The sequence below is a fragment of the Pseudomonas sp. B3G-3 genome (assembly GCF_028640915.1).
GTDB classification, from domain to species: Bacteria; Pseudomonadota; Gammaproteobacteria; order Pseudomonadales; family Pseudomonadaceae; genus Aquipseudomonas; species Aquipseudomonas chlororaphis_I.
The window spans coordinates 1-25,174 of record NZ_JAQZAB010000058.1; the positions used below are offsets into that span (position 1 = coordinate 1).

Here is a 25,174-nt window from a genome sequence, read left to right on the forward strand (position 1 = left end):
CACTGCGCCGGCATCGTTGCCGCTGGCGAAGCTGAGTACCGGCGCATCGTTGCTGCCGGTAATGGTGATGCTGACGGTCTGCGTCGCCGATGCAGCGTTGGCCGCGCCGCTGTTGTCGGTGGCGACCACCCTGTACGAGAAGGTGATGGTTTCACCCGCACCGAGGAAGTCGAGGTTCTGGCTGCTGCTGTAGTCCCAGCTGTTCTGATCGACCGAGAAGCCTGCCACCAGTGCCGAAGCTACACCCGCATCGAGCGTGCCGCCGCTCCAGGCGATGTTGCCGTTGGCGGTGTGCGATACAGTCACCGCGTCGATGTTGTCCAGGTCGGCAAAGCTCAGGGCGCCGCTGTCGTTCAGTGTGGCCGCAGCGTTGCCTTCGCTCATGGCGCCGGTAGTGTCGGCAATCGTCAGCGTCGGCCGGTCGTTGGTACCGGTGAGGGTAATGGTCACGGTCTGCACCGTGCCGTCGCCGATCGCCACGTTATAGGTCTGGGTGACGGTCTGGCCTTCGCCCAGGAACTGCAGCGCAGTGTTGTCTACCGCGAAGTGCCAGTCCAGCGAGCCGCTGCCCGTGCCGGTGCTGTCGTTCAGCGGGTCTGTAGTGAAGCTGCCCAGGTAGCCCGAAGCGCCCGGCGTGACGGTAACGCTGTGGCTGTCGATCAGGTCGGCGTCGGTAAAGGTGATGTTGCCGCTGGCAGCGTAGTCGCCGCTGTCTTCCTTGGCATCTCCGCTCTGTACGCCGCTGGTGATCTGCACCTGGTCGTTGGTACCGGTGATGGTGATGGTCACATTCTGCGTTGTCGACGAGCCATGCCCGTCACTGATGGTGACCACATAAGTTTCGCTGACCGTCTGACCCTGAGCCAGGGACTGGGCTGCCGCGTTATCCAGGGTGTAAGTCCAGTTGACGGTGCCGTTGGCCGTATCGGCGGCTTCCGTCACAGAGGCGAGGGCGAAGTTGCCCAGCGCTGTGGCATTGCCTTGTGCCGCCACGAACGAGGCGGTATGCGTGTCGCTCAGATCGACATCGCTAAAGGCAATCGTGCCCGTCGCGCTGTGCAAGTCGGTCGGGCTCGCTGTCGTGGCCGCATCTTCGGTCACGGTACCGGCCTGTGTGCCGAGGCTCATCGTCACACTGTCATTCGCACCGGCAAATTGCACCTGCGCAGTGGCCCAGCTGAGCGTGCCATTGCCGAGACGAATCGCGTACGTAAAGCTGTCTGTCAGGGACGCTCCGGCAGCAAGCGCTTGAAGTTGCGCCTTGAAAGCCGTCGATAAGGTCGCGGCGTCGTAGCCGACTTTTCCATCCGACGTAATCCAGATTTTTGCACCATTGAAGCTGGTGTCGGAGCTCGTCGCCTCGACTCTGCTCGTGTCCTGGACCAGGAGATCGGCCGGAGCATAAATCTTGGTAGCAGTAGAAAGGCTGGTCGCGTTATCGAGTGACCAGAGTGTCTTTGCATTGCCGCCCAGGTCATTGGACATGACGTCCAGATACACGATTCCCAGCAGGTCTTCAGTGATGGCTGCGCTGCTCGTGCCAATGACACCTGTAGTGAAAATGTCGTCCTGCGCCTGCGGTGTATTGGAAAACGAAGTGGTGGTGCCGCCGCTGGTCGTTGTAGTGGTAGCCATGTCTTTCTCCCGAGAATGCTTTTTTTAGAATCGCCAGGTCCTGCTGACAGGACGAAGTCCCATGCTTGTACCGCTCAGGGTGTCAAGGAGCGGTGCGAGCTGATCCCGGACATCGTCGGCCGTCTGGGCCTGCCGGAAGAGGGACGCAGGTGGCGTGCAGGTGAAGAAGTTCGCCGTACTTGAAAAGCGAGTCGCAGGAGCGGTTGGGCGAACATGAGCCCAAGCCTGGAGCTGCGCTGCGCAGGGTGCGCAATAGCCTGAGAGCACCCATATGAAAGGGACTCCTGAAGTAATGGCTGGATGAAGCTGGGTCGTGCCGATTCAGGAGTACGGCCTTTCCTGATATCAGTTGGATAGTTGTTTAGTTGTGGGGTCAGGCCTTGTAAAGGTGTTAACCGGGAGTAACAGTACGAAGTGCCAATATTCCGACGGGCGGGTGTTTTGGTGTCAATATTGTGTCGATGTGTTTTTGGCGAAATGCTCGCAGGTACCCGGCACTGATGCGGCTCAATTGGCTGAAACCCTTATGCGGCAAGGGCTGGCTGACTCATGCCAGTGCTGGGTGGCCGCAAGTTGCAGCGTCAGTTATTAAAAAAACCGGCAGAGCATTTTTCTGGCGGGGTTTTTTCATGCTCTCCGGACTTCAATGTCTGGGGACTCCCTCAGTAAAGCCGCCCTATTCAGCGCTTTGAGAAACGTCTGATATTCGCCTCCAGGAGTTTTGCCTAGCCTGACCCGTATTCGATGAACGGGCTGCGGCATATTCAAGTGAGCAAGGAGGCAGATATGAATAGGCAGGATGCACAGGCCGGCGCAACGCCGGAGACACCAAGCTTCAACGCAGGAGGAAGCGTGGATGAGGAGGTGTTTCACGCTATTCGGGTCGGTTCCGCCGAGTCGTTGCTGGAGGTGCTTGGCAGGCTCATGGACCTTGCTGGCGACAATGAGCAAGTCGCCCGACGGCTCATCGAGGAGGTACGGACTTACCAGATCAAAGACCTTGAACTGTTGCGGGCGTACTGCGAACAAAAAGATCGGCAAGCCATTGCCAGGCTGTGCCACAAGATGGCGGGTGCGGCTTGTGTATTGAAGTACCAGCCGCTGATCTCCAGCTGCCAGCGCCTGAGGGAAATCAGTATCGCAGGGACCTGGCCAGTGCTGCTGGAAAGGGCGCAGTGGGTCGAGCAGGCGCTGCTCAACCTCAAGGACATCTGTCTTGTAGCCATACAGGATGATGGGCCAATCAATCTGAGAGAACTGCCTCGTGAGCGCTGATTCCTCTGCTGCTCCAAGGGAGTAGTGCTCGATGTCCCGTCGCAAAACCGATAAGACGCTGATTCTGGAACAGACAGATGTCCATGCGTTGCTGGGGTTCGCAAGAGGCCTATATGATTCCTTTCTGCCTGGCTATTTCAATCAGGGCCAGAAGGTTGGTGGTGTTGAACTTCTTCAAGAGTCTTACTTTGTAAGTACTGACCGTTTTGTGACTGATAAGCAGAGTCGCTGCAATCTCCCTGTTGTTAAGACCCTGTGCCAATAACCTTAATGTGGTGATTTCCCTGTTGGTCAGCTGGGAGGCGGCAATGCTTTGCATCTGGTTGGTGTGAATGCTTTCCTGCAACAGGAGCAGAGAACTTTCAGGAAAATAGGTATGTCCTGATAACAATGCTTTTACTGCATCTCCCACCTCATCCAGCGCTTCGTCCTTGCAGATGAACCCTGCTGCGCCCCCATGCAAACAACGTACGGCAAAGTTCTTTGAGTCGCTGGAAGTCAATATCAGTGTTTTTACCAGGAAGTTATTGGCCTTGAAGTGAGTAAGTACGGATAGCCCGTCCAGTTGCGGTAGATCGAGGTCAAGTATTACCAAGTCCGGCTTATGGGTACGAACAACTTGAATGGCGTCGACGCCATTGTCTGCCTCGGCGGCGATATGGTGCCCGTTACGCTCAAGTATGACTTTCAATGCAATCCTGACCAGGGGGTGGTCGTCGACTATGACTATGGATCCCATAGTGTGCTCTCTCTATATTGGTTATGCGTGTAGGTTTTATATTCTTACTCTCTATATTCAATTCTTCTCATTGAGGTTGGGCCTTTTTGTCGGCGCTCATTGCGCAGGCCTACGGGTAGACTCCTTTAATTTTTTATTGAGTAGCGAGTTGGCCTGGTTCAGGCTACTGCGACGCGAGCACTTGGTAGAGTTCAGCTAACACGCGCGCGTTGAAGAAGTACACAGTCTTGTCTCATAAGTAAAGACGAAATCAATGAGCGGTTTATTAAGATATTTCTGATGGGTGCTTCGGCCGTCTCTCAATTCAAATTCGAAGGCTGATCGGTAAGCTACGGCTTCCTTTGGGGGTTCTTCATGGGGCACCTAAAGGAGCTTGCTATTGTTGTCGACCCATTGACTTAGACTTTGAGTGAGAGAGGCTTGGGCTGCCATGGCCGGTGTGATTTGGTCATGGCTGAACCGGGAGAACAATCAAATAGATTGCACTTCTTTTGCCGATCAACGTGAACAAGGAAATCACATGAAACGCACATCTTTACTGTCCCTGGCAACTTCCAGCTTGATGCTTGCTGCGCTTGTTCCTTCGTTATCTCATGCCACTGATGGCGTGGTTAACTTCTCTGGCAGCATCTCTGACGTGACTTGCAATATCAACGGCCAGGCACCGGGTGAAAACAACATCACCAACGTGGAACTGGGGCGCATCTCTCCTTCGATCTTCAAGGCCATTGGCGATGCTTCTCCGTTCGAGAAGTTCGCGTTGGTGCTGTCCGGCGCGCAATGTGCCAATGGAACCAAGGTCGTCGTTGATTTTGACCAAGTGGGCAACGTCGACTCGGCGACCGGAAACCTCAAGCTGATCGGCGCAGCGCCTGCCACCGGCGTGCAGATCCAGGTGTTCAACGACAATGTCGCTGCTGGCACGAAAATCCCGCTCGGTCAGTCGGAAGCCACGCCACAGGTCGCCACCGTTGCAGCCAACACTGCAACCCTCAAGTTCAAGGCGAACTATGTTGCGACCGCGGCTAGTGTTGGTGCGGGTTCGGGTAACTCCTTCGTTCGATACACCCTGTCGTATAAGTAAAGACCAGCGCCCGAGGAGTGATTCATGACGCCGAAAGCGCGTATTTTTTCTTCTTTCGTTCTCGGCGTCATGTTCTTGGGCGTATGTTCTGGAATCGTACAGGCGTCGGTAGTCATCCAGGGTACTCGGCTGGTTTATCCGTCGGATGCTCGTGAAGTGACAATAAAAGTGAACAATACCGGTGCCTCTGCTGTATTGGTCCAAAGTTGGATTGATGATGGCGATTCAACTAAGGGGCCCGAGGAAATGAAAGTTCCATTTTTGGTGTCCCCGGCGGTGATTCGCCTGGATTCGGACAGTTCAGCTTCACTGCGTGTTTCCTTCACGGGTGAAAAACTTGCAGAAGATCGGGAATCCTTGTTCTGGCTCAATGTACTGGAAACACCTCCACGCAAGGAAGTCGATGAAAATGTCTTGCAGTTTACCTTCAGAACCCGAATCAAAGTGTTCTTTCGACCCAAGAACCTGAAGTCGGATGTGGACTTGGTGGCGAACAAGCTCGATTGGCAATTCAAACAGGCCAGGCATCCAGATGGAAAAGGTAAAGTCGAGAATCGCCTGGGAGTTCAGGTGACTAATCCGACTGCATATTACGTTTCTTTCGGCAAGATAGAAGTTGCTCTGGATGGGCGACGGGTTGCAGTTAAAGATGAAATGATCGCACCTTTCAGTAGTGGGTTTTTCCCATTACCCGAACGGGCTCCTCAGACCTATCGCAAAGCCTCTGTTCATTACGAGGTCATTAATGACTTCGGTGGGCGGCGGGTGCTTGAAAAACCATTGCCCCTGTAACTTTTCTCACCCTGCAGTTTTTGTCATCTCTATGACCTGGCTGCATGCCGGTATCGAATATGTTGAACGTCCAGCGTAGTCATCTGGCTGTTTTTGCTTGTGCGTTAGTTTCGTACGGTTGGAGCCCAGTTCGGTTTTTTCTAGGTCTTGTTTCTACGGCGGCGATTGTCATGGCGACTGAAACATGGGCCGAAACTTCCACTGCCGAGCCTGCGGGGCAGGGCGTGGTATTCGATTCGCAGATGTTGTTTCAGACCGAAGGTGCCCCCATCGATACCAGCCGCTTTGAGCGCCAGGGATTTCTCATTCCGGGCAATTACCGCATCGACCTGCTGGTAAATGGCCAGTGGCGTGCCACGCAGAACATCGAGTTTCGCGACACCCATGGGCCGCAAGGGGGCCAGCCCTGTTATGAGCGTTCGTTGCTGGTCCGTGCCGGTATCGATCTGGACAAGGCTTCGGCGCAACCTTCCGCCGAAAGCATGCCGGAGGGCACCTACTGCGCCGACCTGGCTCGCTACATTCCTGGTCTCACCACGAAGATCGATCTCAAGAAGCTGACGATCGATCTTTCGGTCCCGCAATATTTCCTGCAGAAAGGCCGGTCGAAAACCTATGTCGATCCGGCGAATTGGGATCGCGGCATTTCTGCAGGGCTGCTCAACTACAACACCAACCTGTTCAGTGCACAGAATAACGGCCGAACCCAGACCGACGCTTACGCCGGTCTGAACATGGGGCTCAATATGGGGTCGGTGCGCTTGCGGCATAACGGCACCCTGACCTGGTCTCCGGAAGCGGGTAGCCGTTATCAGCGTGGCTCCATCTACGGCCAGACCGAATTGCCGGCATGGCGCTCACAGTTGCTGGTGGGCGAAAGCGTCACCAATGCCGATCTGTTCGACTCCGTATCGTTTCGCGGCGCCCAACTGACCAGCGATGACCGGATGCTGCCCGACAACGAGCGTTTTTATGCGCCTGTTGTCCGGGGGACGGCCAGCTCGAACGCCAAGGTCTCTATTTATCAACGTGGTTACTTGATTTCGGAAACGTCCGTTGCGCCGGGACCGTTCGAAATCAGCGATCTTCAAGCCGCCAGCTTCGGCGGCGACTTGAACGTCACTGTGACCGAGGCCAACGGGAAGAGCAGCAGCTTTACCGTGCCCTTCGCCACGACTGTTCAATTACTGCGCCCTGGAAACTCCCGATACAGCTTCACCGCCGGCCAGATCATCGATCCCGGGCTGCGCGGCAGTAACCAGTATGTGCTGCAAGGGACAGCCCAGCACGGTCTGGATAACGACATTACCGGATACATCGGCAGTGCTGTCACGGGCAGTTATATGTCGGTACTGATGGGGAGCGCGCTCAATACCGATGTGGGGGGCTTTGCCTTCGATGTGACCCAGGCCAAAACCAACGTGCCCAGAAGGGGTCGTCTGAAGGGGACGAGCCTGCGTCTTTCCTATAGCAAGAACCTGCCCAATAGCGGTACCAACTTCTCGTTACTGGCTTATCGCTACTCGACCCGTGGTTATTTGGGACTGCATGACGCGGTCGCGTTGCAGGACTTCGTCGAGGACGGCGAACGGGTGGAAGCCTTCTCCCGAATGCGTGACCGGCTGGATGTGAATATCAGCCAGCAGTTGAAGGCCACTGGTGGGCATTTCTATGCCAGTGGTTCGGCGCTCAATTACTGGAATAGACAAGGCAAGACCCTGAGTTTTTCCACGGGTTATAGCAATCAGTGGCGGGGCAACAGCTATTCCTTCGCCGTACAGCGCACCTTGGGACAGAACCGGTCTTCAGGGCGTCGGGCAGTCAGTAGCAATACGACCTTGAGTTTGACCCTTACGATCCCGCTGGGCCGTGAGACCCGGGGTGCAACGGTGCTCAATAACTTCGTCAGTCACGACCAGAGCACGGGAACCCATTTGACCAGCGGCGTTTCCGGAACAGTGGACGACGCGGGCAAAGCCTCCTATGCCGTGGCCGTTTCCCGTGATGACAAGCAACGGGAAACCAGCCACAACGCCAGTCTCAATTATTCCTTGCCCCAGGTGGCCTTGAGTTCCAGTTTTTCCCAGGGCAGCGATTACCGCCAGGCGTCCATCGGCGCTTCCGGCGGCATGATCCTGCACCCCGGAGGGCTGACGTTTGCCCAGACCCTGAGTGAGACCAGCGGCCTGGTCTACGCGCCTCATGCCAAGGGCGCAGGGGTCGGCTACAGCGGCGCGCGGGTGAATGGCAGCGGTTACGCAGTGGTGCCCAGCCTGACGCCTTTCCAGCTCAACACCGTGGATATCGACCCGCAGGGCATGCCCGACGACGTCGAGCTGCAGGTGAGCTCGCGCAACACCGCGCCGGTGGCGGGGGCCGTGGTGATGCTGTCGTACCCGACCCGCAAGGCGCGCTCGTTCCTGATCAACAGCCTGCAACCCAATGGTGCGCTCCTGCCGTTTGCCGCGATCGCCACCGATGCCGAGAGCGGGGTGGAAATGGGCGCGGTCGGCCAGGGCAGTCGCCTGGTGCTGCGCAGCGAAAAGAACCAGGGTTCGATCCGCGTCGAATGGGGTGACCAGCCCGGGCAGCAATGCCTGATCGACTACCGCCTGCCCGAGCGCGATGCGGCGCCTGCCAAGACTGTCGAGGCGAAGGGTTATGAGGTGTTCGACCTGCCATGCCGCCCGGTACCTCCCGACGCTGGCGGGGCACCCGCCCAGGCGAGGAACGGCTGATGCAACAGGCATGCGGCTTGCGCCGCTCCTCGGCCATGGCTCGGCGGATCCGTGGCGGCCTGCTGTCGGCCTGGTTGCTGATGTCGCTGTGCGTCGACGCCCAGGCGGCGCTGGCCATTACCGGCACGCGCTTCATCTACCCGGCCAATGCCTCGGCGTTGACGGTCAGGGTCGGCAACACCGGCGATGCGCCGATCCTCCTGCAAGCCTGGCTGGACCGGGGGGATACGCACACCGACCCGAGTCGCCTGACGGTGCCGTTCGTCCTGTCGCCACCGATTTCACGGCTCGACCCACAACAGCGCAGCGCCCTGGTGGTGCGTTACACCGGCGAACCCTTGCCCGGCGATCGCGAGTCGGTGTTCTGGATCAACTTCCTCGAAGTGCCGCCGGTGACGACCACCGACAGCAATGTGCTGCGCCTGGCCTATCGCATGCGCATGAAGCTGCTGTACCGCCCTGCGGGCCTTGCCGGCAAGGCGAACGAGGCAATCGGGCAGGTGCTCTGGAGCCTCGACAAGACCCCGGGGCCGGACGGGCAGATGGCGCTGCTGGCCACCAGTCGGGCGCCTTACTACGTGTCCATCTCGCAGTTGGAGCTGGGCAGCGGGACTCAATCGATCAGTTGGCAGGGGATCACGCTCGAGCCTTTCGGCACGACCCGTATCGCCCTGCCCGCAGCAAAAAAGGCAGCCGTCGCCAGTGCGACGGTCGTTCGTTACCAGGTGGCGGTAGACAGCGGGGAGACGCTGAGTGGAAGTGCGCGGTTACAACAGTAGTTTTGCGATGGGCAGATTCGTGACGAGTACGTCGCCATGCGGCAGTGGCCGAGCGCCTGTGGGCATGAGTCCGGGGTGGCGCGGGTCGTGTTTGGTCCTGGCGGCGCTGCTGCCACTGGCAGTACCCGATATCGCCCTGGCTTTGCAGGTGCCCAACGCCGGCCAGGCGATGCGTGACATCGAGTCGGTCCAGCCGGCGCAGCCTGCTCCTTCGGAGCTGGAGTTGGACCTGCCCAAGGCCGAGACACCCGCCGCGCCGGCAGCCCCGGACACCTCCGGAATCCGGCTGCAGGTCAAGACGTTTGCCATCGAGGGCAACCAGGTTTTCACCACCGAGCGCTTGCAGGCACTGCTGGCCGACCTGCACGACAAGGAGTTGGACCTGGCTGGTTTGCGTGGAGCTGCACAGCGGATTACCGACTATTACCAGAAGCAGGGTTATGTATTGGCCCGCGCTTTCCTGCCACCCCAGGACATTGAAAACGGCCTGGTGCGGATCGCTGTGGTCGAGGGGCGTTACGGGCGCATCGAAGTGCAGAACCGTTCGCGCGCCCTGGATCAAGTGGTGCGGGCGCCGCTGTCGTCGCTGAACAGCGGCGAGGCGGTATACGACGCGGACCTGGAACGCAGTCTCTTGCTGTTGAGCGACCTGCCCGGGGTCCAGGCCCGAGGTACCCTGCGTCCTGGCCAGGAATACGGGACCACCGACCTGGTGGTCGATACCGAATCCGGGCCACTGTTGAACGGCACCCTGGAGGCGGACAACTTCGGCGGTTATTACACCGGCGAATACCGCCTGGGGGGCAGCCTCAACCTCAACAACCCCTTGCGTCTTGGCGACCAGCTGAGCCTGCGCGCGATGCGCAGCGACGAGTCGCAGCGTTATTTCCGCGCGGCCTACTAGTTGCCGGTCGGCCCCTGGTCGACCCGCATCGGCGGGGCGTACTCGGAAATGAGCTACCGCCTGGGCAGGAACTTCGAGGTACTGGATTACCACGGTGTCGCCAGCTTCCGCAGTTTCTTCGTCGCCCAGCCGCTGGTGCGCAGCCGCACCTTCGACCTCACTGCGCAACTGCAATACGAAGACAAGCGGTTGCGTGACGATATCGACCTGTTCGAATTCAGCAGTCGCAAACAGATCGACCTGTGGACCCTGAGCCTCAGTGGCAACAGCCAGGACCGTTTTTTCGGGGGCGGCCAGAACTTCTTCGATCTGTCCTACGGCAGCGGGCGGTTGCGTTTCGGCGACCGTGAGGAAGAAGTCCAGGATGGCCGCACCGCGGGCACCTCGGGCGAGTTCGCCAAGCTCAATCTCAATGCGGCGCGCCTGCAGCGCCTGAGCGATCGCTTCCAGCTCTACACCCGGCTAAGTGCGCAATGGGCCAACGACAACCTGGACAGCTCGGAAAAGCTCGGCCTTGGCGGCCCCTACGGTGTGCGCGGCTATCCGGTGGGCGCCGGCAGCGGCGACCAGGGTTGGCAGGCCAGCGCCGAACTGCGCTATGCCCTGGCGCCGCGCTGGCAGCTCAGCGCCTTCGCCGACAGCGGCACGGTCAAGGTCAACCGCCAGCCCTGGACCTCCGAGAACAACACCCGCCGGATCACCGCGACCGGTATCGGCGCCAACTGGGTGGGGCCTTCGCAGCAAGTCAACCTGACACTCGCCTGGCCGTTGCATGACAACGGCAAGACTCGGGATAAGCCGGAGCGCCGCCCCCAGGTCTGGATGAACGCGACGCAATATTTCTAGTACCTGCTCGTAGCAGGAGTGGTGTCGCCCTGCAAATGGTTTGCAGAGCGTTTTTTAAAGAAGAGGAAGCATCGTGAACAAGATGTATGCACTGGTTTGGAACCAGGCCCTGGCGTGCTGGAATGTGGCTCATGAAGGGGCACGTCGCCGGCGCAAGTCGGGTGCGCGCAAGGGCATGGTCGTGGCGGCTGTCAGCCTGCTGGGAGTGGGCGCCATGTCGTCGGCATTCGCCCTGCCGACGGGAAATACCCATGTCTCCGGGGAAGCCAATATCCTGACCTTCAACGATGGCAAGGAAATGTCGATCAACCAGAAAAGTGAAAAGCTGATCACCAACTGGAACGACTTCAGCGTCAAAAAGGGCGAGAAGGTCTCCTTCCACCAGCCCACTAAAAACTCGGTTGCACTGAACCGCGTCGTCGGTACCAATGCCAGTGATATCCAGGGCCAGATCAATGCCAATGGCCAGGTGTTTCTGGTCAACCCCAACGGCGTAGTGTTCGGCCAGGGTGCCCAGGTCAACGTGGGTGGCCTGGTGGCTTCGACTCGGGACATTGACAATAAAGACTTCGAGGCCGGCAACTACACGTTCTCGGGCAGCTCGCCGGCGCAGATCATCAACAACGGCGACATCATTGCCGCCCAGGGCGGCAACGTCGCGCTGCTGGGGGCCAACGTGCGCAACGATGGGGTGATCCAGGCGCAAATGGGCCGGGTGGCGCTGGGCGCGGGGGACAAGTTCACCCTGAACTTCGACGGCAACAACCTGCTCAACCTGCAAGTCGAGGGTGCCGCAGTGGATGCCCTGGTGAAAAACGGCGGCCTGCTCAAGGCCGACGGCGGCCAGGTGCTGATGACCGCCAAGAGCGCGAGCGACATGTTGCAGACCGTGGTCAACAACCAGGGCTCCATCGAGGCCAATACTCTGCGCGGCAACGCCGGCAAGATCACCCTCGACGGTGGCGATGTGGGCAAGGTGCTGGTGGCTGGCTCCATGACCGCCAGTGCTATCGGTACCGTGGGCAACGGCGGCTTGATCGAGACCAAGGGCGCGAACACCGAGGTGCAACTGGCGAGCCGGGTCAATACCCAGGCCAGCAACGGCCAGACAGGCAACTGGAAGATCACGTCGAACACCGCCAAGGTCAACCCGACCGCGGCATCGGGCAGCGATACGGCCTACGCTGATACCCTGTCGAGCAATCTGGCGACCACCAATATCGAGCTGGCCAGCAGTTCCGGCGATGTGGTGGTGGGCGGTCCTGTCACCTGGAACAGCGGCAATCGGTTGAAGCTGTCTTCCAAGGGCGATATTGAACTCAATGGCGGGCTGACCGCCACCGGAGCCAATGCCCGGGTCGAAATGAACGCCGAGAAAAGGGTCCGGCTCAATGGCAACGTGACCCTCAGCGGGGCCAACGGTAGCCTCGGGCTGAACCATGGCGATGGCTATGCCCTGGGGCAGAACGCAACGGTGACCCTGTCCGGTATGGGCGCGGCGTTCGACTCCAATGGCTCGCAATATGGCGTCATCCAGAACACCGCGCAGTTGCAGGCGGTCAATAACAACCTCAACGGCCTGTATGTCCTGGGTACCAATATCAAGGGTTACGGCGCCTTCAAGTCCATTGGCGGCAATAGCCAGTTCTCTGGCGTTTTCGATGGCCTGGGCAACACCGTCAGCGGTTTCACGGTGACCAATACCGGGCCTAACGTCGGTCTGTTTGCCGCCAACTCGGGCAGCATCAGCAACCTGAAGCTGGCCAGCATGACCGTCAACGGCACTACCTCGGGTACCGGTTTCAGCAATATCGGTGGCCTGGTAGGACTCAACAGCGGCATGCTGACCAACATCAGCGCCACTGGCCTGCGCGTCAACGCCAGCGCGGCGAACACCAACGTCGTGGGCGGCCTGGTCGGTCTCAACGCGGGTGGCGCTATCGATCGTGCGTCGGTGGGGCCTACCTCCTACGTGACCGGCAACACCTACACCTCTTCGATCGGTGGGCTTGTCGGTGAAAACATTATCGGCCTGGCCGGAGTCGGCAGCATCACCAACAGCACGACTAACGTCAATATTTCGGGTTACATGCAGCGCAATACCACAGGTAGCGTGGGCGGGCTGGTGGGCAGCAACAAGGGTGGCTATATCGCTGACTCTTCGAGCAGCGGCACCATCACCAGCAGCTACGGCGGCCTGAACATTGGCGGTCTGGTCGGCTACAACCAGAATGGCACGCTCGAGCGCTCGAGCTCCTCGGCAGCGGTGCGGGGTAATGCCGCCAGCAACATCGGCGGCCTGGTCGGGTTCAACACCAACAGTGCGATCAGGGAGTCCAGCGCCAGCGGCGCGGTGACTGGCTACGGCAGTGCCTCGGCAGGCGGTCTGGTCGGCTACAACCAGAACAGCACCCTGAACGACGTCAAGGCCACCGGTGCAGTCTATGACAACTCGGGCGCCAACGTGGGCGGCCTGGTCGGCCAGAACTACTACGGCCAGATCGACACCGCCGAGGCTCTGGGCAATGTCACCGCCGGCGCCAACAGCAGCACCGGCGGCCTGATCGGCAACAACTATCGCGGTACCGTGAGTCACGGCGTGGCCCGTGGCAAGGTCATGGCGGGCACCAACAGCCATGTCGGCGGATTGATCGGCAACAACGACGGCGATCTGAGTTCGGTCGAAGCCAGTGGCGAAGTCAGGGGCGGGACCAACAGCTTCGTGGGTGGCCTGGTGGGTACCAACGGTCGCACCCAGGGCGCCAACATCGAAACCGCCACGGCCAAGGGCCCGGTTTTTGGTGACCAACGCAGCAATGTCGGCGGGCTGGTAGGGCAGAACCATGGCCAGATCCTCAACTCCCTGGCCCTGGGCACGGTGAGTGGTGGTTACTACGCCAACCTGGGCGGTCTGGTCGGATTGAACATGGGCAACGTTCGTCAATCGGTGGCCACCGGCAAGATCAACTTCAATCCTCGTATCGGCCAGACCTACGGCGGTCTGGTGGGCGTCAACTACGGCGAGATGAGGTTCAACTCGGTATCGGGTGAAGCGGCCCAGGTACCTCTGGCCGGCCTCAACTACGGGGTCATTCAGTAACCAGCAGCACGACCCGCTGATACCCAGGTATCGCGGGTTCTCGATACGCCATGCCGCGGCATGGCGTATCGGCTTTTTCAGGATCCATTACCTCTTTCCGGATGCCCCGCGACGCGGGTCGTCCATGCACAACCAAGGCCGGTCGGCCAACACGGCCGCGCTCAAGCAGAACATGGAGAATGCCCCCCATGATCCACCCATTGGCGTTCAGGCCTGGCTGCCGCAGGCGTCGGCTTTACCGTACTGTCCAGGCATTGGCGTGCCTGCTCCCGGGCTTGATCGGTGCGACGGCACAGGCTGACATGGTGGAAAGCCAGGCGATCGACTGCTCGTTCAGTAACAACGCCGGCCTGCCCTGGGTGGAAGTGACGGCATTGACCAGCGCCACCCCGGTAGGCGCCGTCCTGTGGCAACGACCGGTGGCCCTGATCACCAACTACAAATATGGCGGCGGCACCGGCAACAAGGCCCATGAGCTGGTATCTGCCGGGCACTGGAGCGCGGGCACGCCATTGCCCGATGGCATTGCGCCAACCAATATCAGCGGCATCGGTTTCAAGATTGCCGTGAACTCCTCGGACGGAGTGCTCAGGGAGATTTCCCAGACTAACAAACCCGTCGCGCAGGAAAAGAACCAGGTCATGTTTGACCCCGGCGCTGGCCAGAACCAGCGCTCGGTGATGGTGACCAACTACATACAGTCTCTGATCCTGACGGTTCCCCCCAGCCAGTTACCCAGCGGCGAGTTGATCGTCAAGCAGGTGGATGGCAGCTCGCGGCTGACGCTGTATGCGGTCGACTTGCTCAAGGGTGTGGCTAGCCTGGGCGAAGAGGTCAGCATCCCGAACGACAACATACCCATCGGCATCTGCCGCAAACCCTACCCGTTGATGGGGCCCGCCATCATCAATATGGGTGGCGGGCCCGGGCCCATTATTCCCAACAAATGCGAGGTGGAGTCGTACAAGACCATCCCGGTGAAGCTCGGGCGTTTCTCCCTGGCGGACTTTCCCAAGGTGGGTTCCACCTCGTCGCCGGTGCCGTTTCGCATCGAGCTGAGCCAGTGCGCGTTGAATGCCAAGCCACAAATCACTTTCACCGACAAGGTCGCCGGTCACACCGACCCCTCGGTGCTCAACCTGACGGCTTCGCCCAACAGCGCCAAGGGCTTCGGCATCATCATGATCAACGACCTGAACCAGCAGCGGATCAAGTACGACGGCACCCTCTACGACATGCAACGGGTGGGCGACAGCGCGATCATCCCGCTGCGGGCCGGCTACATCCGCACCGGCAGCGATGCCGAAGTCAAGGTTGGCGATGCCGATGGCGCGGCGGAGTTCACCTTTACCTTCCCTTAGCCATTCAGGCTTGAATGAAGGCCCTTCGATGACGATGGACGCCATTGCGGGGCCTTTCTACACTGGGCTCCGACCTGGGGATGGAGCACACGGATGAATCGCAACGAACTGCGCAAGGCCGATATCAACCTGATGGTGGTGTTCGAAACCCTGATGCTCGAGCGCAATGTGACCCGGGCGGCGGAGAAGCTGTTTCTCGGCCAGCCGACCATCAGCTCGGCGCTCAATCGCTTGCGCGCGATCTTCAACGATCCGCTGTTCATTCGCGTGGGCCACCGGATGGAGCCGACCGCCCGCGCCGAGGAGCTGATCCAGCACCTGTCGCCGGCGCTGGATGCCTTGTCCTCGGCCTTGAGCCTGACCCATGATTTCGATCCCGCCAGCAGCACCATGACCTTTCGCATCGGCCTGTCCGACGACGTCGAGTTCGGCCTGTTGCCGCCGCTGTTGCGGGCCTTGCGCCAGGAAGCGCCGAAGGTGGTGTTCGTGGTGCAGCACGCGGACTACTGGCGGATCCCGGACCTGCTGGCCGCCGGCGACATCACCGTGGGCATCAGCCAGACCCGTGGGCTGCCGGCCAACGCCAAGCGCAAGCTGCTGCGGCATATCCAGCCCAGCGTGCTGCGCGCCGATGCCAGCGACACGCCGCTGACCCTCGACGAATACTGTTCCCGCCCGCACGTGCTGGTGTCGCACACAGCCAATGTCAGCGGTTTTGCCGATGAGTGGCTGGCCGAGATCGGCCGGCAGCGCCAGGTGGTGTTGTCGGTGCCGCAATACAGTGCGCTGCCGGCGTTGCTGGCGGGGACCGACATGATCGCCAGCCTGCCGGACTACGCGGCGGCGGCCATGGCGGCGTCGGGGCAATTGTTCCAGGAGCCGTTCCCGTTCAAGACCCCGACCCTGGACCTGTCCATGGTCTGGCTCAGCCATGTCGATACCGACCCGGCCGAGCGCTGGTTGCGTTCGCGGCTGGAGGCGTTCATGAGCGACCGCGACCAGGCGCCGCTCAAGGCCCGTTGAGCTTCCTATCCCTGGGTCGATGATTTCAGGCAGGCCGTCGCGGGGCGTGTAGTATGGAGCGCCTTTTTCACGCCACCTTTCAGGGAGCTCTGCCATGCCTCATCTGTATATGGAATACACCGCCAACCTGCCGCAACTGGATGCCGACAAGGCCCTGCTGCGGTTCAACCACGCGTTGGTGGCGTCCGGGCAGTTCGCTGAATACGACATCAAGAGCCGCGCGCGCAAGGTCGAGACGTTTCGCGTCGGCACCGGTCTCGGCGAGCGGGGGTTCGTGCATGTGAAGCTGTCGTTGCTCAGCGGGCGTTCGCCACAGATCAAGAAGCAGCTTTCGCAAAGCCTGCTGACGGTGCTGCAGGAACTCTGCGAGTGGCCGGCCGGCGTCGAGTTGCAACTGGCGGTGGAGATCCTCGATATCGACCGCGACTCCTACGGCAAGCTCAGCATCGGTCACTGAGCCGGAATGCGGCAGGGCCTGAACCTACAATAGGCCCTGCTGCGCGCAGACCTTGACCACCTGCTCGCGGAACCAGGTGTTGGCGCTGTCCTGGTCGGTGTGCGCGCTCCATTGCATGTCCAGGGTAAAGCCCGGCAGGCCGTTGGGCGCTTCGCAATGGCTGAACACCGCGTCGTTGGTCAGCAGCGCCTGGATGCGCCGCGGCAGAGTCAGGATGAAGTCGGTGCCGGTGATCATCTTCAGCGCCGCGCTGTAGCTGTTGGAGCGCGCGACGATCTGCCGCCGGTGGGCCTGACGGGCCAGCCAGCCGTCGACCATGTTGGTGGTCGAGGTCCAGGGCGTGGGGTAGACATGCCGGCGCTCGACGAACGACTGCAGGCTGAAACGCGGCTCCAGCGGCGGCGTCGCGCGCTTGTCGAAGACACACACCAGGTCATCCTCGAGCAGCACCTGCGACTTGAGGTCGGGGTGGTTGTGGTGAAAGTTCGGGCCGAAGCAGATCACCAGGTCCAGGCTGCCGTCGCGCAGTTCATCGGCGGGGATGTCGGTTTCCAGCTTGTGCACATTGACCGACACCGGCAGGTCGGCGAAGTCGAAGCCCTTGAGCAGGCGGGGCAGGATCAGCAGTTCGAAATATTCCGGCGCGCAGATGTTGAAGGTGACGGCCTGGCGGGTCGGGTCGAAGGCCTGGACCCCGGAGTGGCACAGGTTGATGCTCTCGAGAATCTTCAGCACGTGGCTGTACATGGTGGTGGCTTTGTAGGTCGGACGCATGCCGGTGCGGGTGTTGATGAACAGCTCGTCCTCGAAGCCGGTGCGCAGTTTTTTCAGGCAGTAACTGACGGTCGACTGACTCACGCACAGGGTTTCCGAGACCCCGGTCACGCTGCTTTGCTCGTACACGGCGACGAACACCATCAGGTCCTGCATATCGAGCTTTCTAAGCAAGTTACTGTTCAGCATCAGTTCCGTCTCGTTAAGCACCTCGCGCGGTCGTGCGCAAACTCGCCTGATGCTAACGGAACGATCGTCCTAATTGAATCCTTGCCCCGGGGTTTCATGGACAGCAAGGGGACAATTAATTCCGAGAACACGACCTGCGCAGTGTGGCGCAGCGCGTAGCGGCTTGTCCCTGTGCTTTGTGCGTTCAGCCGAGCGCCGGTGCCGGCCGGCGGCTGCCGAGGATCAGCGCGAACATGCCCAGGCCCACCAGCAGCGCGCCGAGCAGCTCGCTCGGCAAGGGTTGCCGGCCCAGCCCGAACCAATGGAAGAGGGTGATGAACAGGGTGCTCAGGTAGATGTAGGAAATCACCGTGGCCGGCGCGATCACCCCGATGGCCCGGTGCAGCAACCAGAAGGTCGCCAGGGTGGCGAACAAAGCCAGGTACAGCAGCCACAGGCCGTCGTCGAGAGTGAGCAGGACGGCGCTGCGCCAGGCGCCACCGGGCAGGCAAAAGGCGAACAGGAACAGCGCGCCGAACAGCATGTTCCAGAAGGTCATGGCGGCCGGGCTGCGATCTTTCAGGCTGGTGGCTTTCAGCCGTTGGCTCAGTGGCGAATAACCGGCCATGGCCAGGCAGCCGACCCCATAGACGCCGACCGCGTAGAGCGACGGCATGCCCTCGGCGCCGCCCTTGAAGGTCAGCAGCATGGCCCCGGCGGCCGCCAGCAGCATCGGCAACAGGCGGTTTTTCGCAGGGTCGCCGCTCAGCAGGATGCCCTCGAACAGCAGGGTCAGCAGCGGCACCAGGGCAAACAGGATGCCGGTGTTGACCGCCGAGGTATGCCGCAGCGCTTCGAACAGCGAGGCGAAGTAGATCGCCAGCAACAGGCCCAGCAGCGCATGCGCCCGCAACCCGGCGCGGGTGATCCGGAACGCGCCGTTGAGCCACAGCGACGGCACGAACATCAGGGCCGACAGCAGCAGGCGCAGGCCCGTCAGCAACAGCGGGTCGACGGCCTGGCTGACCTGGGCCGCGGCGAAGAACGAGGCGGCGATCAGCACCGCCCACAGCAGCATGCCGAGATGGGCGTTGAGGAAGCTGGCGGGTTTCATCGGAGCGTGTCCCGGGTCATTGGAAGTGGCGGTGGTAGTGCCGCGGATCGAAGCGCAGGACCATCAGGATCATCAGCGCCATGATCGCGGTCAGCGACCACCAGGCCCATTCGAAACTGCCCAGGCGGTCGCGGATGATCCCGGCGAGCAGCGGCGACAGGCCGGCGATCAGGTAGCCGATGCCCTGCACGAAGGCGGTCAGGCCACCGGCGCGGCGCGGATTGTCCAGGTGGTCGAGGGACACGATCAGGCTCATGGGAAACAAGCCGCCGATACCCAGGCCGAGCAGGCACGGCCAGAGCAGGCTCAGGTGCTGCGGGCTGAGAATCAGCCCGCAGAAGCCGGCGATGATCAGCATCAGCAGCGCCACCAACACCAGGCGGCGGTCCTGGCTGCGATTGGCGATGGCCGGCGTCACCAGGCCCGAGACCACTTCCATGGCGGTGAGAAAACCCAGCAGCAGGCCGGCGTTCTGTTCGCTCCAGCCTTGTTCCACGTAGTAGGGGGCCAGCCACGCCAGGACACAGGTGTAGGACGCCGTGCCCAGGCCGAAGAAGATTGCCAGCAGCCAGGCGCGGCGGTTGCTGGCGAAGGCTTCGTGGCGGGTCGTGGCGCCCGGCAGTTTCGGCATGGCCGCCCGTTGCGCGTACCAGAACAGCAGCGCCAGGACCGCCAGCGCCGCCCAGATCGCCAGGCCCAGGCGCCAGCTGCCGGTGCGGCTCATCACCAGCGGGGCGAAGGACGCCGCGACCGCCGCACCGCCCATGATCGAGGTGACGTACAGGCCCATGAACAGTGAGACATTGTCGGGAAAACGCGATTTGATCAGCGCCGGCATCAGCGCCTGGATCAGGGCGATGCCGAGGCCGGCGAGCACGGCGCTGAGGATCAGCTCGGCGGCCGAATCGAGGAACAACCGTGACAGGGTGGCCAGGCCAATGACCAGCAGCGAAACCACCACGCTGCGGTGCTCGCCCAGGCGCTGGCCGATGCGCACGCCGAAGAACATCGCCAGGCCCATGGCCATGACCGGCAGCATGGTCAGCAGCGCGGCGCCGCTGAAGCTCAGGGCGATATCGCCACGGATGCCGGACAGCAGGGGGCCGACAGCGGCCATCGATGGCCGCAGGTTCAAGGCCACCAGAATCACGCTGAGCATCAGCCAGAAGGCGGGACGGGTTGTCGCACGAACATTTTCCATAACCAGGCCTTGAACAATTCAGGCGCTGATTAGGCGATGGCCGGCGCAAGGCCGGCAAATCAGAAAGTCAGCGACAGTATTTAAAAACTAAATACTGCCGTGGATGCATATCCCTGTAGGAGCGAGCTTGCTCGCGATCAATCCGCAACGATAACGCGCAGCGTCGGATACACCGCTGCTGCGCAGCTATCGCGAGCAAGCTCGCTCCTACAGGGGCGGGGATCAGAACGGCTTGGTCGGCAGGTACTTGCCATCCAGGGTGATCACCGCGCGGGAACCGCCTTCCGGGTCTTCGACTTTCTTGATGTCGAGCTTGAAGTTGATGGCGCTGATGATGCCGTCGCCGAACTGCTCGTGGACCAGCGCCTTGAGGGTCGAACCGTAGACCTGGAGCATTTCATAGAAGCGGTACACGGTCGGGTCGGTGGGGATGCCGCCGGGGATGCTGCCGCGCGACGGGATGCTTTGCAGCAGGCGGCTGGCGTCCTGGTCCAGGTCGAGTTTGCTGCAGACCAGGTCGGCGGCCGCGGCCGGCAAGGCGTGCTGGCCGAGCAGGGCAGCGGTGACGAAGGCCAGGCTCAGGCCGGTGCCGTCGGTGAGCTGTTGCCACGACAGGTTCTTGCGCGCCTTGGCATCGATGATGGTGTCGGCCAGGGCCAGGCGTGGGGCTTGGGCGAATTGGGATTGCAGCATGTGGAGTTCCTCTTTGGGGATGGTGAAGCGGTTGTTGAACGAGTTGTTGAACAGAAGCTGTTGAAAAGAAGCTGTTGAAAAGAAGCTGTTAAGAAAGGCAGCGCTCAAGCCGCGTGTCGCGGTTTGCCGACCAAGGCGCAGGTGTCGGGGTGTTCGGCCAGGGACACGAAGCCCTGGCTCGGGCCATCCAGCGCGGCAATGTCGCCGCTGGCGATGTCGTAGACCCAGCCGTGCAGGTTCAGCCGGCCCTGTTCCAGGGCCAGGGCAATCGCCGGATGCGTCTTCAGGTTAGCCAGCTGGGCGATCACGTTTTCCCGCACCAGGGCATCCAGGCGTGCTTCGTCCGAGGCATGGCTGCGGGCGGCATTGACCACCTTGGCCGACTCGGCATGGCGCAGCCAGCTGGCCACGGCGGGCAGGTGGTCCAGGCATTTGCAGGTGGAAATGGCGGTCATGGCGCCGCAGTCCGAATGCCCGCAGATCACGATGTCGCTGACCCCGAGCACGGCCACTGCGTATTCCACGGTGGCCGACACGCCGCCCGGTTCCGGCCCGTAGGAGGGCACGATATTGCCGGCGTTGCGGATCACGAACAGATCGCCCGGCTCCTGCTGGGTCAGCAGTTCCGGCACCACCCGGCTGTCGGAGCAGGTGACGAACAGGGCGCCCGGGTTCTGGGTGGTGGCCAGTTGTTTGAACAGCTCGCTGCGTTTGGGAAAGGCTTCGCGCTGGAACTTGAGGAAGCCGTCGATGATGTGCTGCATGGTGGTTCTCCTTGCATCGCTGATGGCGCAAGGATGGAAAATTTCAGCTATAGCGTCCAAGACCGGCTTGTTATGCTCTCCATAAGTACTGCCTATAGCTTGGAGTCCAGCATGCTGCTACGCCATATCCGTTACCTGCTGGCCGTCGCCGAGCACCGCAACTTCACCCGCGCCGCCGAAGCCTTGCACGTGTCGCAGCCGACGCTGTCGCAACAGGTCAAGCAACTGGAGGACAGCCTCGGCGCGCCGCTGTTCGATCGTTCGGGGCGCACTGTGCGCCTGACCGACGCCGGCGAGGCCTATGTGCGTTATGCGCGGCGGGCCCTGCAGGACCTGGAGGCGGCCAAGCGAGCGATGCATGACGTGCAGGATCTGCAGCGCGGATCGTTGCGCCTGGGCATGACCCCGACTTTCATCACGTACCTGGCGGGGCCGCTGCTGACCCGTTTCAACCAGCGTTATCCGGGAATCGCCCTGAGCCTCGAAGAAATGACCCAGGACCGGCTGGAAGCGGCCCTGGCCGAAGATCGCCTGGACCTGGGCATCGCCTTTGCCGGGCAGCACCTGCCGGACATCGACAGCCAGCGGTTGTTCGAGGAGAGCCTGAGCCTGATGGTGAGCCGCGAGCAACAGCCCGAGCGACCGCGGCAGCTGACGGCGGCCGAGCTGGAGCGGCAGCCGCTGGTGTTGCTCAGCGGTGATTTCGCCACCCGCCAGCATATCGATCGTTATTGCCGCGAGCAGGGGATCACGCCGCGCATCGCCATCGAAGCCAACTCCATCGGCGCCATTGTCGAGATCGTCCGCCGCGGGCAACTGGCGACCATCCTGCCGCTGGCCATCACCCAGGAACAGCCGGGCCTGCGCCCGGTGCTCCTGCAACCGGCCCTGGCGCCCCGCAGCGTGGCGTTGCTGGGGCGCAAGGGCGCCTATCGCAGCGCCGCGTGCCAGGCTTTTCGCGAGCTGCTGACGACTCAGGGCGTGGGCGCCGCCAGCCACTGATTGACCACGCCGGTGTAGAAGCCGGTGGCCTTGCTCAGGTGCAGCCACTGGTCGACGTAGTTTTTCCAGGCGACGTCGTCCCGTGGCAGGAGGAAGGCTTTTTCACTGTATTGCAGGTACTGCTCGGGGTTCACCGCGCACAACCCCGGCTTGAGCTTCTGCTGGAAGCGCGCTTCGGAAGCGTCGGTGATCATCACGTCGGCCTTGTTTTCCAGCAGTTGCTCGAAGATGGTCACGTTGTCAGGAAACAGGGTCAGGCTGGCCTTGGGCAGGTGGGCCCGGGCGAAGACTTCGTTGGTGCCGCCCGGCGGCTCGATCAGGCGTACCGAAGGCTGGTTGATCTGCTCGACGGTCTGGTAGCGCTGCTTGTCGGCGCAACGCACCAGGGGGATCTTCCCGTCGACGCCCAGGGTGTCGCTGAAGAAGGCTTTCTTCTGCCGCTCCAGGGACACGGAAATACCGCCCACGGCGATGTCGCACTGGTTTGCCAGGAAGTCCGGCATCAGGCTTTTCCAGGTGGTCTTCACCCACTTCACCTCGACTCCCAGGCTTTGCGCCAGGGACTGCGCCATCGAGATATCGATGCCTTCGTAGGCACCGTCCGCGCGCAGGTAGGTGTAGGGCTTGTAGTCGCCGGTGGTGCAGACGTTCAGGTGGCCACGTTCGATGACCTGGTCCAGGTGCGAGGCGTTGGGTGCGGCAAATGCCGGGGCGCTGAGGGTCAGCAGCGAGCAGAGCAGGAGGCGTGCTTTCATGCGGTCGATCCTTGATGACGAGGGAGTGGCCGAGGGCGGCTCATTATTTGCGCCGGGCTCGAACGGGGCAAGGCGCATCGCTTGCCAGGGCGTTGCGGATTGTTTTCGCCGAAAAAGTTTTGGCAAAGGGCCATGCCAACTATTTGTTGGCTTCTTTTTCACGAAACGTTGATGGTCGGCTACCTAAAGTTCGTGCTGTCGTGGGCAGTCATTGAATAACGGGCATGTTGACGACGCACTTCTTTCAAGGAACACGCCGATCATCATGCTGAACATCAAACCCCTGCGTCCTGAATGGGTGACGCTGATTGCCTGCGCCTTTTTATTACTGGGCTGCAACTTTGTGCTCTGGCAGCACCTGTTTAGCATTACCGCCTCGGACGCCCGTGGTATCGCCATGCGCGTGGCCTTCGGGGTGATGATCTTCTGCGCCTTCAACCTGATTCTGACCTGGCTGGCGTTTCGCCGAGTACTTAAGCCGGTGCTGGTTCTGTTGTTTATGGTCAGTGCCGGCGTAGCTTATTTCATGAACCAGTACGGAGTGCTGATAGATGCCGGAATGTTTCGCAACTTTGCCGAAACCAATGCAACGGAAGTGCGTGACTTACTCTCGCTGAAGTTGCTTGTTTATATACTGTTGCTGGGCGTATTGCCTTCCTGGTTATTGTGGAAAACCCCGATTAATTATCGGCGCTGGCACCGCGAGTTATTCAGCAAGTTGCTGGTTTCCTTTATTTGCGCGGCGGCCATTGGCGGGGTCGCCCTGGCCAACTATCAGGGGCTGGCCTCGCTGTTTCGCAATCACCATGAATTGCGCCTGATGATCGTGCCGAGCAACTACGTGGGCGCTTCCTTCGGTTACCTGCGTGAGCAAGTGGTCTCGGCGCGCCAGCCCTTCGTCAAGATCGGTGAAGATGCCCAGCGCAATCCGACCTGGCAAAACCACGCGCGCAAGTCGCTGACGGTGCTGGTGGTCGGCGAGAGTGCCCGGGCCGAGAACTTCGGCGTGCTGGGCTACGAGCGCGACACCACGCCGAAACTCAGCCAGGAAAACGGCCTGATCGCTTTCACCGACGTGTCGTCCTGTGGCACCGAGACTGCGGTCTCGGTGCCCTGCATGTTCTCCAACATGGGGCGCAAGAACTACGACGCCAGCAAGGCGAAGAACGAAGAAGGGCTGCTGGACGTGCTCAAGCGTGCCGGGCTCGAGGTGATCTGGCGGGACAACCAGTCCGGCTGCAAGGGCACCTGCGACCGGGTGACCCTGGACGATGTCAGCAACCTCAAGGACCCGGTGCTCTGTGCCAACAGCGAATGCCGCGACGAGATCCTGCTCCAGGGCCTGCAGCATTTCATCGATAGCCTGGACAAGGACACCGTGCTGGTCCTGCACCAGATGGGCAGCCACGGGCCGGAATACTTCAAGCGCTACCCCAAGGAATACGAGCGCTTCACCCCGGTGTGCCAGAGCAATGCCCTGAACAATTGCAGCCGCGAGAGCATCGTCAACGGCTACGACAATACGTTGCTGTACACCGACCACGTGCTGGCGACCCTGATCGACCTGCTGCGCAGCAATCAGGACAAAGTCGATACCGCCATGCTCTACCTGTCGGACCACGGCGAGTCCTTGGGTGAATACAACCTGTTCCTGCATGGCACGCCCTACATGCTCGCGCCGTCGCAGCAAAAGCATGTGGCGATGCTGGCTTGGTTCTCCGACAGCTATCAGAAGGCGTTCTCGGTGGACACCCATTGCCTGCAACTGAGCCGGGAAAAACCGCTGAGCCAGGACAACCTGTTCCACTCGATGCTTGGCCTGCTGGAGGTCGACAGCCAGGTTTACCAGCCCGACCTGGACCTGTTCGCCGGCTGCCGGGGCAGCGTGGTCGATGGCGTGCTGGCGCGGCAATGAAGCCTTGATCGGCGTTCGACCTTTTTTTCACGATCGGGGCGGTAACCTGTTTTTT

At 61.0% G+C, this 25,174-nt stretch carries 19 protein-coding genes and 1 pseudogene; 12 read left to right on the forward strand and 8 right to left on the reverse strand.

What is annotated here, in order from left to right:
• Positions 1–1,635: VCBS domain-containing protein (locus tag PVZ80_RS02155; protein WP_273863375.1), on the reverse strand; the 1,635-nt coding region annotated here is incomplete at its 3' end.
• A gap of 786 nt (positions 1,636–2,421) precedes the next feature.
• On the opposite strand from PVZ80_RS02155, the gene PVZ80_RS02160 reads away from it, so the two are divergent.
• Positions 2,422–2,910 (forward strand): Hpt domain-containing protein, encoded by a 489-nt coding sequence (locus tag PVZ80_RS02160; protein WP_028681853.1) that lies wholly within the window; start codon positions 2,422–2,424, stop codon positions 2,908–2,910.
• Positions 2,911–3,019: 109 nt separating this feature from the next.
• Here PVZ80_RS02160 and PVZ80_RS02165 read toward each other — a convergent pair whose 3' ends face one another.
• Entirely contained in the window at positions 3,020–3,649 is a 630-nt protein-coding gene (locus tag PVZ80_RS02165; RefSeq protein WP_009047547.1) for a response regulator transcription factor, read from the reverse strand.
• Between the two features lie 520 nt (positions 3,650–4,169).
• Between PVZ80_RS02165 and PVZ80_RS02170 the strand changes: the two genes are divergently transcribed.
• The 9 genes and pseudogenes from PVZ80_RS02170 (at position 4,170) to PVZ80_RS02210 (ending at position 16,733) form a co-directional block, all read left to right on the forward strand.
• Complete coding sequence (locus PVZ80_RS02170) at positions 4,170–4,733, forward strand: fimbrial protein (RefSeq protein ID WP_009047548.1); 564 nt, start codon at positions 4,170–4,172, stop codon at positions 4,731–4,733.
• 24 nt (positions 4,734–4,757) lie between these two features.
• On the forward strand, positions 4,758–5,525 hold the full coding sequence (locus PVZ80_RS02175; RefSeq protein ID WP_009047549.1) for a fimbrial biogenesis chaperone: 768 nt from the start codon (positions 4,758–4,760) through the stop codon (positions 5,523–5,525).
• 170 nt (positions 5,526–5,695) lie between these two features.
• Positions 5,696–8,263 (forward strand): fimbria/pilus outer membrane usher protein, encoded by a 2,568-nt coding sequence (locus tag PVZ80_RS02180; RefSeq protein ID WP_009047550.1) that lies wholly within the window; start codon positions 5,696–5,698, stop codon positions 8,261–8,263.
• Positions 8,264–8,298: 35 nt separating this feature from the next.
• The gene (locus PVZ80_RS02185; protein ID WP_371920943.1) at positions 8,299–9,042 is read left to right on the forward strand and encodes a fimbrial biogenesis chaperone; all 744 of its coding nucleotides are present in this window, start codon (positions 8,299–8,301) and stop codon (positions 9,040–9,042) included.
• 64 nt (positions 9,043–9,106) lie between these two features.
• Positions 9,107–10,792: pseudogene (locus tag PVZ80_RS02190) on the forward strand (ShlB/FhaC/HecB family hemolysin secretion/activation protein).
• A 73-nt stretch (positions 10,793–10,865) separates the two neighbouring features.
• Complete coding sequence (locus PVZ80_RS02195) at positions 10,866–13,892, forward strand: two-partner secretion domain-containing protein (protein WP_273863376.1); 3,027 nt, start codon at positions 10,866–10,868, stop codon at positions 13,890–13,892.
• Positions 13,893–14,080: 188 nt separating this feature from the next.
• Entirely contained in the window at positions 14,081–15,253 is a 1,173-nt protein-coding gene (locus PVZ80_RS02200) for a fimbrial protein (protein ID WP_028681858.1), read from the forward strand.
• A 93-nt stretch (positions 15,254–15,346) separates the two neighbouring features.
• Complete coding sequence (locus PVZ80_RS02205; RefSeq protein WP_009047555.1) at positions 15,347–16,276, forward strand: LysR substrate-binding domain-containing protein; 930 nt, start codon at positions 15,347–15,349, stop codon at positions 16,274–16,276.
• Between the two features lie 94 nt (positions 16,277–16,370).
• Entirely contained in the window at positions 16,371–16,733 is a 363-nt protein-coding gene (locus tag PVZ80_RS02210; RefSeq protein WP_009047556.1) for a 5-carboxymethyl-2-hydroxymuconate Delta-isomerase, read from the forward strand.
• Between the two features lie 24 nt (positions 16,734–16,757).
• Here the strand turns inward: PVZ80_RS02210 and PVZ80_RS02215 are convergent, their stop codons facing one another.
• The 5 genes from PVZ80_RS02215 to PVZ80_RS02235 all read right to left on the reverse strand — a co-directional run bounded on the left by PVZ80_RS02215 (position 16,758) and on the right by PVZ80_RS02235 (position 21,447).
• On the reverse strand, positions 16,758–17,696 hold the full coding sequence (locus PVZ80_RS02215) for a LysR family transcriptional regulator (protein ID WP_009047557.1): 939 nt from the start codon (positions 17,694–17,696) through the stop codon (positions 16,758–16,760).
• A gap of 184 nt (positions 17,697–17,880) precedes the next feature.
• Entirely contained in the window at positions 17,881–18,789 is a 909-nt protein-coding gene (locus PVZ80_RS02220) for a DMT family transporter (protein WP_028681860.1), read from the reverse strand.
• Positions 18,790–18,805: 16 nt separating this feature from the next.
• Complete coding sequence (locus tag PVZ80_RS02225; protein ID WP_273863377.1) at positions 18,806–19,990, reverse strand: cyanate transporter; 1,185 nt, start codon at positions 19,988–19,990, stop codon at positions 18,806–18,808.
• Between the two features lie 222 nt (positions 19,991–20,212).
• Entirely contained in the window at positions 20,213–20,683 is a 471-nt protein-coding gene (gene cynS / locus PVZ80_RS02230; protein ID WP_009042607.1) for a cyanase, read from the reverse strand.
• Positions 20,684–20,787: 104 nt separating this feature from the next.
• Positions 20,788–21,447 (reverse strand): carbonic anhydrase, encoded by a 660-nt coding sequence (locus PVZ80_RS02235; RefSeq protein WP_273863378.1) that lies wholly within the window; start codon positions 21,445–21,447, stop codon positions 20,788–20,790.
• A 111-nt stretch (positions 21,448–21,558) separates the two neighbouring features.
• On the opposite strand from PVZ80_RS02235, the gene cynR reads away from it, so the two are divergent.
• Positions 21,559–22,449: a transcriptional regulator CynR gene (gene cynR / locus PVZ80_RS02240; protein WP_110176196.1), complete on the forward strand. Its 891-nt coding sequence runs from the start codon at positions 21,559–21,561 to the stop codon at positions 22,447–22,449.
• Here cynR and PVZ80_RS02245 read toward each other — a convergent pair.
• Entirely contained in the window at positions 22,422–23,204 is a 783-nt protein-coding gene (locus PVZ80_RS02245) for a transporter substrate-binding domain-containing protein (protein ID WP_273863379.1), read from the reverse strand. The genes cynR and PVZ80_RS02245 overlap by 28 nt on opposite strands.
• Before the next feature lie 265 nt (positions 23,205–23,469).
• Between PVZ80_RS02245 and PVZ80_RS02250 the strand changes: the two genes are divergently transcribed.
• Positions 23,470–25,119 carry a phosphoethanolamine transferase gene (locus tag PVZ80_RS02250; protein WP_009047563.1) on the forward strand — a complete coding sequence of 550 codons (1,650 nt, stop codon included), beginning with the start codon at positions 23,470–23,472 and terminating at the stop codon, positions 25,117–25,119.
• The last annotated feature ends 55 nt before the right edge of the window (positions 25,120–25,174 follow it).